Source organism: Streptomyces sp. NPDC047081 (genome assembly GCF_040643775.1).
Taxonomy (GTDB): Bacteria; Actinomycetota; Actinomycetes; order Streptomycetales; family Streptomycetaceae; genus Streptomyces.
Genome location: NZ_JBEYUY010000003.1, coordinates 292372 through 304978, shown reverse-complemented (window position 1 = coordinate 304978; position 12607 = coordinate 292372). Strand labels below are relative to the sequence as shown.

Below are 12607 nucleotides of genomic sequence, written 5' to 3'. Positions count from 1 at the left end.
ACCTGGTGATTGCGCCTCTCAGCTTTAATGTCGAGTTCTACACGGGGGTGGGCACGACTCTCGAAATGCCCGTCATGCTCGCGCCCGTCCCCAATGTCATCGATTTCTCCGACAAGAAGATCCTCATCACCGACGACGTCGCGGACACGGGCAAGACCCTCAAGCTGGTACGGGACTTCTGCCTGGACACGGTCGCCGAGGTCCGCTCCGCCGTCATCTACGAGAAGTCGCAGTCGCTGGTGAAGTGCGAGTACGTGTGGAAGCGCACCGATGACTGGATCAACTTCCCGTGGAGCGTGCTGCCGCCCGTGAGCAGGTCGGGGGAAGCGGCCAAGGTCAACAAGGAAGCGCTCTGAGCCGTAACCGTCGACTGTCGACCATCGCGTCGGGAGACTGACGAGCTGCTCGTGCGCGAGAAGGCGCACACCCGGGAGGGTGACGCCATCGCCGCTGCCCGGCGGCGGTTTGCCGATGGTCGAGTTCGACGGGAGTGTCGAGGTCGTCGGCGCCGACGGGGTCGTGTCGTTCCTGGAGTTGCTGCGACCCCCGTGCAGACCCTCGGCCGGCACGGGCATCACCACTGACGACGAGCCCCAGAGCCCCAGAGACCCAGAGCCCCAGAGTTCCAGAGCCCTGAAGCCCTGCAGCCGCCCTGAAGCCCTGCAGCCTCTAGAACGTGCCCAGCTTCACGATCGACAGCAGAGCGATCAGCTGGATCGCCGACGCGCCCAGCGCCTTCGGCCACGGCAGGTCGTGGGACTTGGACACCATCAGGGTCAGCAGCGCGCCCGCCGCCACCCACGTCGCCCAGCCCAGCAGCTGGACGAAGGTCGCGTCGCCGCCGAAGAACATGGCGAAGACCAGGCGGGGGGCGTCCGTCAGGGACATGATCAGCATGGAGAGGCCGACCGTGGGCTGCCAGGCCCCGTCACCGCCCAGCTGCCGGGCCAGCGTGTGGGTGACCACGCCGAGGACGAAGGACGACAGCACCATCGCGACCGCCGTCGTCAGGACGATCGGGACCGCGTTCGACAGTGTGGCGTTTATCGCGTCCGAGCGGGCGCCGTCGAAGCCGAAGACGGCGAGCAGGCCGTAGAGGAAGGTGACGATGAGGGCGGGGCCCCACATCGTGTAGTCCCGCATCCGGAGGAAGGTCTGGGTGGGGGACAGCACGATGCCCCGGAGCAGGTCCTTCCAGTGCAGGCGCGGGCCGATCGGGCCGGCCGGCGCCTGCGCCGAGCCCGCGCGGTACGTACCGCCCTGGTTGTACGGGTCCTCGCCGACCGAGAACGCCTGCGTGTGACCGGGGTTGTTCGCCGCGTACGGGTCGGGGCCGCCCTGCGGGGCGTAGCCGCCGCCGTCGCCGAAGTACTCCGGTTCCCCGTAGGCGCCGCCGTTCCCGCCCTGCGGCCACTGGCCGCCGCCGTTCGGACCGCCGCCGTACTGCTGCGGCCCGGGCTGCGGCGCCGGCGGGTAGCCGTACGACGGGCCCTGCGGCGTCTGCTGTCCGTACGGGGGGTGTTGCGGTCGCGTTTGCGGAGCGCCGTTGTTCCGGCCGCCGCGTCCGATCCTGAATCCAGCCACGCCTTCGAACGTACCTGGTCCCGGAGAGTGACGTGCCGGGCCCGGCGTTTCGGACCCGGCTTTGCTGCCGACCTGTGACATCCCCTAGGGGGCCGGCAAAGGGACCCCTAGGGCGCCGGCCCCCTGAGGAATGTCAGTCGGCGAACAGGGCGCCGAACTGCGGGCTGCCCGTGGTGGAGACGCCGGAGGTGCTCGGCGAGACCGTGCGGGAGCCGGTCGTGACGATCTTCGTGCCGCTGGAGGGCAGGTACGTCACCGCGCCGTTGCCCGCGTTCTCGTACGAGCCCACCAGCAGGTCGGCCTTGCCGTCGCCGTTGACGTCGTCGAGCTTCACGTCCGCGCCGAACAGGTCGCTCTTCTCGTCGTCGCCGGGCACGCCCGCCGTGGACTGGGCGAGGCCCTGCGTGCCGGTGGAGGTGTTCAGGCCGGAGGCCGAGCCGTACAGGACGGTGACCATGCCCGTGTTGGTGACCGAGCCGATGTCCTCGTTCGGGGCGCCGACGACCAGGTCGGCGTACCCGTCGCCGTTGACGTCACCGAGGTCGAGGTCCCAGCCGAAGCCGTCGCCGGTCTCCGAGGTGCCGGGCACGTTCCCGGTGTTCTGCGTGACGGCGCTGGTGGCGCCGGGCCCGGACGCGGTGCCGTAGGTGATGTTCACCCGGCCGCCCTTCGAGGAGTCCGGGATGGTCGTGCCGTCGCCGGTCTTCGCGTCCCAGGAGGCGCCGCTGACGATGTCGCCGTAACCGTCGCCGTTGATGTCGCCGACACCGGTGACCAGGCCGGTCTTGAGCACCGACGCGGACGCCACGCTCAGGCCGCTCGCGGTGCCGGGGATGTAGTAGTTCGTGTTCCAGCCGTACGAGGTGTTCGTCTCGTACCCGTCGACGATCAGGTCGGTCCTCCCGTCGCCGTTCACGTCACCGGCGGTCAGGTGCATCGGGCCGTACGGGAAGTCGTTGCTGCCGGACTGGATCGGCGGCTTGACGGTGGTACGGCCGCCGGGGGTGCCGGAGGTGCTGAAGCCGCCCTTGTAGACGTAGACCGTGCTGGTGGAGTTGCCGACGGCCAGGTCCGCCTTGCCGTCCCCGTCGAAGTCGCCGGCGGCCAGGTTCTTGCCCCAGAAGTCGTGGGCGGAGGGGGCCGGGTCGGGGACGTCGACGCTCTTGCCGGTGAGGCCGCTCGCCGAGCCCCAGAGGATGGCGAGGGCGCCGCCGTTGGTGTCGGTGCCGACCTTCTCGTACGGGGAGGCGACCGCGAGGTCGTCGTAACCGTCGCCGTTGAAGTCGGCGTACGCGAGCTCGTAGCCGAACTTGTCGCCGGCCTCGGCGGTGCCGGGGACGCCGGTGGTGTTCTGGCTGATGGTGGAGCGCTTGGCCGAGGAGACGCCGGTGGCGGTGCCGTAGAGGGCGACGACCTGGCCGGCGTCCTTGTGGCCGCTGACGTACGCGGTGGCGGCCGAGAAGGCCACGTCACCGATCCCGTCGCCGTTGAAGTCGGCCTGCGGGACGTGCATGGAGTCCGCGGCCGTGGCCGTCGCGGCCGAGAAGGTGAGGAGACCGCCCGTCAGCGCGGCGGCGGTGGCCGTCGCGAGGGCGAGACGCAGGGGCTTATGCATGCGAAGTAGACCTTTGCCGATGCGCAGGGGTTGTACGTGAGTTCGAGGAATTCTCGGTGCGGGTGTGGCGGGTGGGGCAGCTGAGCCGCTCAGCCCGCCAGGTCGGCGCCGAAGGCCCCTGCCTGTGCCGTCGAGAGACCGAGCGCGGTCGGGCCGAAGCTCTTGGACGCCGTCGTGGAGTAGAGCGTGGAGGCCGCTCCCGGCAGGAACCAGGCCGCGCCCGCCGGGTCGTTCTCCTGCGCGCCGATCGCGGTGAGGTCGGCGCGGCCGTCGTGGTTCACGTCGGAGGCCAGCAGCGTGGAGCCGAAGCTGTCGCCGGCCTCGCTCGCGCCGGGGACGCCGGTGCTGTCCTGCGTCAGGAACACCGCGCCGGTCGTGGTGAGGCCCGACGCCGAGCCCCTCAGGAGGGTGATCGCGCCGACGGAGGAGAGGTAGTGGTCGTCGTCGCCGAAGGACTCACCGGGCGCGCCGACCGCGAGGTCCGCGTAGCCGTTCTTGTCGAAGTCGCCGATCGCCAGCGCCGCGCCGAAGTCGTCCCCGGCCTCCGAGGAGTCCGGCACGCCCGCCGTGTTCTGGGTGTACGACACCCGGCGGCTCGCGCTCGGGCCCGAACCGGTGCCGTAGATCACGTCGATCCGGCCGGCGGTGGAGGGGTTGCCGAGGACGATGTCGCCGTAACCGTCCTTGTCCAGGTCGCCGATGGCCGCCGTCGCCGCGGTGCGCAGGGTGCCCGCCTTGCTCAGGCCGCTCGCGGTGCCCTTGTAGTAGACGGCGGTGGCGAGGTCGTCGCCGTTCGGCTTCTGGCCGGTGACCACGAGGTCGGCCTTGGTGTCGCCGCTGACCCGGCCCGCGGTCAGGACGGGGCGGTCGATGCCGGGGGAGTACGTCGAAACGGCGCCCGTGGAGCCGGACTTGGTGAACGGGCCGCGGATCAGCCGGACCCGGTACGAGGACGGGTTCGCCGAGTCGCTCTGCGCGGAGATGGCGAGGTCGGGCCTGCCGTCGCCGGTGAAGTCGGCGGCCGCGATGCTCAGGCCGAAGTAACTCCCGTACAGCGTCTGGGGGTTCTTCACCGTCGTACCACCGGAAAGTCCCGAGGCGGAGCCCCATACGACGACCACCGTGCCCGCGTCCTCCGCGGAGCCCGTCTTCTCGTGCTGGGCGCCGACGATCAGGTCGCTGTAGCCGTCGCGGTTGAGGTCGGCGGCGGCGACCTGGTCGCCGAACTCGTCGTACGCCTCGGCCGAGCCCGGGATGCCCGCGGTGTTCTGGCTGATCACCTTGCGCTCGGCGGTGTCGAGGCCGCTCTTCGTGCCGTAGACGACCGCGACCTGACCGGCCCACTTCTTCCCGCTCACGGTGGCGGCCGGGGCGGCGATCGCCACGTCCCGGTAGCCGTCGCCGTTGAAGTCGCCGGACAGGCCGGAAGGCGCGGCGGAGGCGGTGGTGGCCAGGGTCAGGGGAGTGAGGCCCGCGATCGTCAGGGCGGCGAGGGCCGTGGTGGTGCGCAGGGGGTGCTTCACGTTCCTGGACTCCAAGGGGAGGTCTGCGTACGGGAGTTGGTCAGTCGGCGAGCACGGCGCCGAAGAAAGCGCGCGTGCCCAGGCCCAGTTGTTTGACGGTGAGCGTGCTCGAACCGGTGCCGGTGGGGCCGGAGGAGGTGCCGGGGAAGAAGTGCAGGCGGCCGATCTCCGGTGCGGCGGCGACGAGTTCGGCGCGGCCGTCGCGGTTGTGGTCGCGCAGCAGCACCGAGGCGCCGAACCAGCTGTCGCTCTCGTCCGCCGGCCGCTCGACGCCGGAGGTGGTGTAGTCGTACTGGCGGGAGTTCGTGCCGGTCAGGCCGGAGGCGCCGCCGCGCAGGACGGTGACGGCGCCCGCCCGCCAGGACTCGCTGCCGAGGGTCTCCAGCGGCACGCCCACAGCGAGGTCCGGGTAGCCGTCGCCGTTGGTGTCGCCGGCCGAGACGTCGTAACCGAAGTAGTCGCCGGACTCACGGACGCCGGGCACGCCGGCCGTGTCCTGGCTGAGCGACTTGACGGACGTGCTGAAACCGGTCGACGTGCCCTTGAGGACGTGGACCGCGCCGCCCTTGCCGGAGCGGGAGACGCCGACGGCCAGGTCGCCGTAGCCGTTCTTGTCGAAGTCGGCGATCACGGCGCTGGAACCGACGAGGTCGGAGGAGGCGGGCAGGCCGTACTTCTTCGGCGGCCTCACCGGGCCGCTGCCGCTGCCGCGGTAGAACCAGACGCGGTTGGTGCGGGTGGCCGCGTCGTGGCCGACGACCGCGAAGTCGGCGGTGGAGTCCTTGGTGACCTTGCCGGAGACGACCAGCTCGGGGGCGATGTCCTCGCCGTCGACCGGGTCGAGGTTGGTGGCGGTGCCGCGCGAGCCGGACTTGGTGAACGGACCGCGCATGTACCAGACGTAGTCGTCCCCGACCGCTACGACATCGAGCTTGCCGTCCGCGTTGAAGTCGCCGACCGCGATGTCCTTGGCGAACACGTCGTCGCCGCCCATGGTGTACGAACTGCCCGTGGTCAGACCGGACTTGGAGCCCCACAGGACGCTGAACATGCCGTGCCGGGAACCGGAGTCCTCACCCGGCGAGGTGACGACGGCATCCGCGTAACCGTCCTTGTTCAGGTCGGCCGTGGTGACCTTCGCGCCGAAGTGGTCGCCCGCCTCCGCCGAGCCCTCCACTCCCGGGCTGTTCTGCGTGTAGACCTTGCGTGTGGCGTGGTCCAGCCCCGACGCCGTGCCCCACACCACCACGACCGCACCCGCCTCCGCCCTGCCGCCCACCGCGGCGGTGCGGTCGCCGAGGACGAGGTCGCGGTAGCCGTCGCCGTTGAAGTCGTCCGCGTACTTGGCTGCCGCCGCGGAGGCCGGGGCGGCCAGGGCGAGCGGGGTCAGGGAGGCGGCGGCCAGAGCGGCGGCCAGCAGGCCGGCGCCCGTGCCGGTACGGATGGTCACGTGGGCTCCAAGGGTCGGGCGGGCCCCGGGAACACGGAGGCCGCGATGAGGAGACCCATGGCAAGACGCCTGGGTTGTACGGGAGTTCGGTCAATCTCCGAGGCTGCTGTGCCTCAACTGTCCGCCAGGAACGCCGAGCTGGAGAAGGTCACCGCCGGCTCGTCCGACACCAGGCCCTTCTTCGCGCCCGGGTACACGGCCACGGTGTCCTTCGTCTCGCCCACATACGTCCGCACCGCCAGGTCCGCCCGCCCGTCCCCGTCGAAGTCGCCCACCGACAGCACCCTCGTCGTGCCCCGGGCCTGCGGGTCGAGGATCACCACGGCCGACGTGGACAGTCCGGTCGTACGGCCTTGGAACAGCCGCAGCCGCGAGCCGCTGGAGACGAGTTCGCTCAGGCCGTCGCCGTCGAAGTCGGCCGCGTCGAGCATGGAACCGGCGGAGGCGAGGGTGGCGCGGGTGGGGGCCGGGAGGTCGTAGCGCAGGGACGTTTCGCCCATGCCGCCGACCGCCGCGTCCAGCGCGCCGCCCCTGCCGAAGCGGCCGAGGGCGACGTCGATGCCGGACGGGAGCGTGGTGCCGGTGCGGGTGGGGCCGTCCGGGCCGCCGAGGACGACGGACGCCTTGCTCGTGCCCTCCGCGGCCCGGACCACCAGGTCGTCGTATCCGTCGCGGTTGACATCGGCGGCCGGGCCGGTGGGCAGCTCGCCGGGCGAGGGGACGGGGTCGGAGGCCGCGCGAGGAGCGCCTTTACGGCTGAACGGGCCCCGCAGGTAGGTGAGTCGGCCTGCGGACGCGTGCAGGACGAGGTCGTTCGCGCCGTCGCCGTCGAAGTCCCCGCAGACGGGCTGGTCGGGCCAGTCGTCGCCGAAGCGGGCGCGGGCCGGGACGGTGAGGTGGACGGCGCGGGTGAGGCCGGTGGCGGAGCCGAAGAGGATCTGGAGGGGGACGGGCGGCTGTCCCTGGCCGTCGTAGGGCGGGTCGGTGGAGACCACGAGGTCGGTGAAGCCGTCCTTGTCGAGGTCGCAGCTCGCCTCCGCGTCGAAGACGGCGGGGAGTTGGCCCTTCGTGCGGGCCGCGTACCTGGCGGGGCTCAGCAACTGCCGTGCCCCGGGGGCGAGTCCGTGTGCGCTGCCGTAGACGACGCCGATGCCCGCGTCGTCGGTGTGGGCCTGCGCCTTCACCAGGTCGTCGAGGACGAGGTCGCGGTGGCCGTCGCCGTTGAAGTCGTCGGCGGCCTTGCTGCCTTTGCCGAGGGGGACGGGGAGTTTGGCGGGGGCGTCCGCGATCCGCACGGGGGTGTGCCCGGGGGCGGCGTCGGGGTGGGCGCCGGGGCCGCAGGCGGCGAGGAGCAGGGTGCCGCACAGGGCAGCCGTCGTAACCGTCCCGCTTCTTCGCAAGCGCACCGTTCACCTCGTCAGCACCTTCGACAACGACCGGCCCATGATGCCCGCGCCGACGGGCCGGCGGCACCCTTCGTTCGGGCCGTTGTCAGTGGGGCGAGGCACAGTGGAGGTATGGATCCGGACGGACGGAAGTTCCTGGGCCGGGGACGCGTGGCGACCCGGCTGCCCGCGCAGGACCTGGAGCGGGCGCGGCGGTTCTACTCGGAGGTGCTCGGGCTGGAGCCGGTGGACGAGCGGCCGGGCGGGCTGCTGTACCGGTGCGGGGGAGTGGACTTCGCGCTCTACCGGTCGACCGGGGCCTCGCCCGGCACGTTCACGCAGATGGGGTGGGAGGTGGAGGACCTGGAGTCGGTCGTGGCGGACCTGCGGCGGCGCGGGGTGACCTTCGAGGAGGTGGACGTGCCGGGCTTCCGTACGGAGGGCGGGATCGCCGAGATAGAGGGGAACTACCCGAGCAAGGGGTACAGCGGCGAGCGCGCGGCCTGGTTCCACGACAGCGAGGGGAACCTGCTGGGGATCGGCGAGCCGGTGTCCTGAGCGGGGCGCCGGGCACCGCGGTGCGGGAGGGCAGCGGCCGGCGGGCGCGTTCGAGGGCTTCGGGACGGGGGTGTGATCGCCGGCTCGTCGTGGCCGATGCGCGCGGCTCATGATGGCCGACGTGATCGTGCTTGTCACGACGGTTCGACTTCGGGGTTCCAGCCGCTCTCCCCGACACCCCTACTGCACGACCCCGGGCCGCTGCCGCGCGGGCGACTGGGTCAGGATGGGTTCATGAGCGTCGTAAAGATCAACGTGCTGACCGTGCCCGCCGAGCAGCGGGAGGTTCTCGAGAAGCGGTTCGCCTCGCGGGCCGGTGCCGTGGAGGGGGCCGACGGGTTCGAGTGGTTCGAGCTGCTGCGGCCGGTCGAGGGGACCGACCAGTACCTCGTCTACACCCGGTGGCGTGACGAGGAGTCCTTCCATGCGTGGATGGAGGGGCCGATGAAGTCCGCCCACCAGGGCGGCGTCGAGGGCGGGGAGCGGCCGAAGCCTGCGGCCAGCGGGTCGACCCTGTGGTCCTTCGAGGTGGTGCAGCATGCGGGGCCGAAGGGCGCGTAGCACTCAAGGCAGGTAGATCTGCGCCCAGCTCCATCTGACGTCCCTAGGCATGTGCGAAGCACACCTTTTCTGGCATATGGGGTACATTCCGTCCGCGCCTGGGGACACTGAGCCGTTTCCAACCTGGGTGATCGGCAGACGACTTGGCGTGGGAACGGTGTTGGGGAAGAGATGAAGCGCCTGGTAGATGGGTTGTCGGCTCAGATCACCCTGTTCGCCTGGAGCTTCACGTGCTTGTCCATCCATCGGGGACCGATCTGTCCAGCGCGACCCTGCGTTACCTGACCGGCCTACTCGCCGCTCGGCGTCGGGAGCGCGGGACACGGTGGCGCAGGCTGACCTGCGGCCGACAGGCCCTGCTTGTTCTGGCCCACCTGCGGTGCGGTCATACCTACACCCGGCTCGCGGCCGGGTTTGGCGTCGCCACCGTCTATCGATGGCGACGATCACCATCGTCGCCGCCGGGCGTCAGCCACGATCTGAGCGGGTCCCATTTCGTTGACGGGGGCGGCGAACGTCGTCCCGGCCCGGCTCAGGGCGCCAGCACAACCCTGCCGAACACCTTGCCCGCGTCCATCTCATGGTGGGCCAGCACCGCCCGATCCAGTGGCAACACTGCATGCACGACCGTGCGCAGGTCTCCGCGCGCGGCATCGGCGAAGTGGGACGACCGCACGGCCTGCCGGTCGGGGCCGGGCACGGTGTCAGAGCTGAAAGTGGCGAACGACAGCGACCTGCGGAAGGCGTCCATCAGCCGCATGCCGAAGTCCGCCGGCGGCTGCCCACCGACCACGCCGACAGCCACGTACCGCCCGTTGGAGTTCAGCTTGTCCAGGAAGAGGGGAAGCTGGGGACCCCCCACGACATCGATCACCACGTCGAAGCCCGCCGGTGCGTCTGAGCCGCCCTCACCGGAGCGGTCAAGGACATGAGTCGCGCCCAGGTCCCGCAGGCGGGCGCCACGCTCCACCGACGAGGTGGTGACCGCCACCGCGCTCGCGCCGTCCCTGGCTGCGAGCTGGACCGCCGTGATCCCGATGCTGCCCGCAGCACCGCGCACGAGCACCGTCTCGCCGGACGTGAAACGGGCCCGGTCCAGGGCGAAGTGGGCGACCACGCCGGAGCCGCCGAGGGTCACAGCGTCAGCGCCGGTCAGGCCGTCGGGCAGCGCAAGGACATCCTCGACCAATGCGACGGCCTGCTCGGCGTACCCACCGGACAGGCCGGTGAACGCCCACACCCGCCGCCCGATCCACGAGGCGTCCACGCCCGCTCCCACCGCGGTGACCTTTCCCGCGACCTCGCTGCCGAGGAGATGGCCCTCCCGGAAGCCGTAGGCGGCAAGCGTTCCCCGGCGGATCACGGCGTCCACGCCGCCCACCCCGATCGCCTCCGTGGCGATCTGCACCTGCCCCGGGGCAGGAACAGGCAAAGGCACATCGACGATCTCCAAGCCATCGGGGTCTCCGAACGTCCTGATCACGACGGCTTTCATCTCGGCTCCTCGGGTCGGGGGAAGGACGGATCGCAGCTGCTGCGGCCGCGGGCGTCGAGCCGGCCCCACGGCCGGGGCACCACCGGCGAAGCGTTGGGGCGAGGCGGCAGCACCGCCATCGGACCGTAACGGACGCCCCCGTCCGTTTGGCTAAAGTGAGAAACGATGACCAGTCGTTTGCCTCAGACCGTGCGCTCCGACGCGCGCGACAACCGGGCCCGCATCCTGGACGCCGCCCGCGCGGTGTTCGGCGAAGAGGGCCTGAGTGCGCCCATGCGCGAGATCGCCCGGCACGCAGGCGTCGGCCCCGCCACGCTGTACCGGCACTTCCCGGCCAAACAGGCACTGATCGCGGAGACCTTCGCCGAGCAGCGGCGAGCCTGCCACGCCGCCGTCCGCGAGGCCCTTTCGGACCCGGACCCGTGGCACGGATTCCGGAGCCTGATCGAGCGGATCTGTGAACTCCACGCGCACAGCCGGGGATTCGCCGACGCCTTCATGACGGCCTTCCCCGAGGCCATGGACTTCGCCGCCGACCGAGAGCAGACTCTGCGCGCGGTCGGAGAACTGGCCCGCCGCGCCCAGGCGAGCGGCCGGCTGCGCCCCGGCTTCGTCGTCGACGACCTGATCCTCATGCTCATGGCCCACCGGGGCCTCCAAGGCACGCCGCGTGCCGCCCGGGCCACGGCCTCACGCCGCTTCGCCGCCTACGTGATCGAGGCGTTCCGCGCCGCACCAGAGACGGCAGCGCCTGCGCCGCTGCCGCCAGCACCACGCCTGCAGCTCACAGACTCGCCCAGCACGCCGTAAATCCCGTCACCTGCAGGTCCGTCAACCGCGCAGCAAGACAGCCTTGCCGGGTCCCTGCCGCAGCCAGGTTGGAAAGGGCTCACTGCCCGGAGCTCAGTCCGGCGGCGCGGACCCGTCGGGAGACCTCAATCGGGACACCGGCCCTGATCCAAGCCCAAATGCCTTAGTCTGTAGGCCACTTGGCGTGAGATCGGGGACCGGCGTGAAGCTTCGGATCAGTATGGAAGGCGCATACGCAGAGAGCGAACTGCGGTCTTTTCGTACATGGCTCTCGGAGACACCTGAGATCCGCCGGCACGCCCAGCTTTCGTGGGTTGCACCGGTACCCAAGCCAGGTGAGATGGGTAGCGGAACCGTCGAGGCCCTACAACTGGTTACCGACAACCTCTGGCAGGTGGCCGCATTCGCGCTGGCCTATGCCACTTGGCGAAAAACCCGACGCCGAACCCCAACGGTGACCATCGAGCACGACGGGACCACGTTGGTTATCGAGGGGCACGATGAAGCATCGGTGGTTCGCATCACCCGAGCTCTGACACCCTCGCAGGAACGCCGTGATTCTGCCTGACCCCAACACGTCTCGAGCCGTCCTGATTGGCGTCAGCAGCTACACGAAAATGCCCAGCCTCCCAGCGGTCAGGAATAATGCAGAGGCGCTGAAGTATGCTCTCACCGGAGCGGCGTCATGGAATCTCCCCTTTGAAAATTGCACGGTAATCCATGACCCTACGACCCCTGAAGAGCTAGTCGACCCCATCCTTGAAGCCGCCGACGAGGCAACCGATACGCTCCTCTTTTACTACGCAGGGCACGGTATAAAAGGCCCAAACAGAGGAGAGTTGCGCCTCACGAGAACCACTTCCCGACCTGGAGCGCCACACACGGCGACGCATTATGACGACATTCGAGATATCCTCCTCGACTCCAGGGCTTCTCGCCGCATCGTCATTTTGGATTGCTGTTACGCGGCGAGTGCACTTGGGGCGATGGCGGATCCAGGAGAAGAAATTGCCGAAGATGCCCTAACCGCGGGAACATACCTCATTGCCGCGGCTGGTGAGACTGAGGCGGCGATGTCCAACGGGCCAGATGGGTTTACCGCTTTCACAGGGGAGCTGATAAATCTACTTAGGCGGGGAGTGTCCAGTCGAGAATCGATGCTTTTGGACCTGGATACAATATTTCTTGAGTTGGATCGATCTCTTCGGGCGAAGTCGCGACCTCGCCCGCGTAAACGAGTCAGGGACTCTGTGGGAAATCTTGCTCTGGCCTGGAATCGCAGTTGGTTGGAGCGGCAGCACGGACTGGAAAAAGTACACCAAAGAATCGCTTTGGGTCCACAGAACAACTTCCCTGATGTAAGCGATCTTGAGTTGACAACGGGCCTAACTCCAGTGCAGGCCCCATTCACTGAAGACCCGGCGGCGGCCGGCGAAGGCGAGGGTGGCCAGCCCACACCTCAGTCACGGCAAATTTCTCCTACGTCTCGACCAGGTGGGTGGCCCCCTGTAGCAAAGATACCGAATAGCGAAGACAAGGACGCGCAGCCCACGCCGCCATCACGTGCGCCACATTCCGGCGCCTGGCCTACAGCGCCCACCACCCCAAACAAGACGAGAGTCGTTG

10 protein-coding genes and 4 pseudogenes are annotated in these 12607 nt (G+C 69.8%); 8 read left to right on the top strand and 6 right to left on the bottom strand.

The genetic code is table 11. The features are described from left to right. Positions 1-26: 26 nt before the first annotated feature. Both ABZ848_RS07150 and ABZ848_RS07145 read left to right on the top strand, forming a co-directional pair. A pseudogene (locus ABZ848_RS07150) lies at positions 27-356 on the top strand (phosphoribosyltransferase family protein); the annotation flags it as partial. A gap of 39 nt (positions 357-395) precedes the next feature. Next, a pseudogene (locus ABZ848_RS07145) lies at positions 396-543 on the top strand (DUF899 family protein); the annotation flags it as partial. 126 nt (positions 544-669) lie between these two features. Here the strand turns inward: ABZ848_RS07145 and ABZ848_RS07140 are convergent. From ABZ848_RS07140 to ABZ848_RS07120, 5 genes are all read right to left on the bottom strand, one after another. Further along, positions 670-1665, bottom strand: coding sequence for a Yip1 family protein (locus ABZ848_RS07140; protein WP_360826571.1), 996 nt, complete (start codon positions 1663-1665; stop codon positions 670-672). 52 nt (positions 1666-1717) lie between these two features. Continuing rightward, a complete protein-coding gene (locus ABZ848_RS07135; protein ID WP_360826568.1) occupies positions 1718-3199 on the bottom strand; it encodes an FG-GAP and VCBS repeat-containing protein in 1482 nt (493 codons plus the stop codon). An 89-nt stretch (positions 3200-3288) separates the two neighbouring features. After that, positions 3289-4722: an FG-GAP-like repeat-containing protein gene (locus ABZ848_RS07130; protein ID WP_360826565.1), complete on the bottom strand. Its 1434-nt coding sequence runs from the start codon at positions 4720-4722 to the stop codon at positions 3289-3291. 40 nt (positions 4723-4762) lie between these two features. Next, positions 4763-6172, bottom strand: coding sequence for an FG-GAP and VCBS repeat-containing protein (locus ABZ848_RS07125; RefSeq protein ID WP_360826562.1), 1410 nt, complete (start codon positions 6170-6172; stop codon positions 4763-4765). A 113-nt stretch (positions 6173-6285) separates the two neighbouring features. Further along, the gene (locus ABZ848_RS07120; RefSeq protein ID WP_360827189.1) at positions 6286-7572 is read right to left on the bottom strand and encodes a VCBS repeat-containing protein; all 1287 of its coding nucleotides are present in this window, start codon (positions 7570-7572) and stop codon (positions 6286-6288) included. A gap of 117 nt (positions 7573-7689) precedes the next feature. Between ABZ848_RS07120 and ABZ848_RS07115 the strand changes: the two genes are divergently transcribed. The 3 genes and pseudogenes from ABZ848_RS07115 to ABZ848_RS07105 all read left to right on the top strand — a co-directional run. Further along, the gene (locus ABZ848_RS07115; protein ID WP_360826559.1) at positions 7690-8115 is read left to right on the top strand and encodes a VOC family protein; all 426 of its coding nucleotides are present in this window, start codon (positions 7690-7692) and stop codon (positions 8113-8115) included. A 234-nt stretch (positions 8116-8349) separates the two neighbouring features. Continuing rightward, the gene (locus ABZ848_RS07110; protein WP_360826556.1) at positions 8350-8676 is read left to right on the top strand and encodes an antibiotic biosynthesis monooxygenase; all 327 of its coding nucleotides are present in this window, start codon (positions 8350-8352) and stop codon (positions 8674-8676) included. A gap of 230 nt (positions 8677-8906) precedes the next feature. Then, positions 8907-9116 (top strand): annotated as a pseudogene (locus ABZ848_RS07105) (transposase family protein); the annotation flags it as partial. Between the two features lie 92 nt (positions 9117-9208). Here the strand turns inward: ABZ848_RS07105 and ABZ848_RS07100 are convergent. Beyond that, a complete protein-coding gene (locus ABZ848_RS07100) occupies positions 9209-10171 on the bottom strand; it encodes a zinc-dependent alcohol dehydrogenase family protein (protein WP_360826553.1) in 963 nt (320 codons plus the stop codon). A 165-nt stretch (positions 10172-10336) separates the two neighbouring features. On the opposite strand from ABZ848_RS07100, the gene ABZ848_RS07095 reads away from it, so the two are divergent. The 3 genes and pseudogenes from ABZ848_RS07095 to ABZ848_RS07085 all read left to right on the top strand — a co-directional run. Next, positions 10337-10981 (top strand): helix-turn-helix domain-containing protein, encoded by a 645-nt coding sequence (locus ABZ848_RS07095; protein WP_360826550.1) that lies wholly within the window; start codon positions 10337-10339, stop codon positions 10979-10981. Positions 10982-11201: 220 nt separating this feature from the next. Next, complete coding sequence (locus ABZ848_RS07090) at positions 11202-11549, top strand: hypothetical protein (protein WP_360827186.1); 348 nt, start codon at positions 11202-11204, stop codon at positions 11547-11549. Continuing rightward, positions 11536-12180 (top strand): annotated as a pseudogene (locus tag ABZ848_RS07085) (caspase family protein); the annotation flags it as partial. The gene ABZ848_RS07090 and the pseudogene ABZ848_RS07085, both read left to right, overlap by 14 nt. Positions 12181-12607 lie beyond the last annotated feature (427 nt).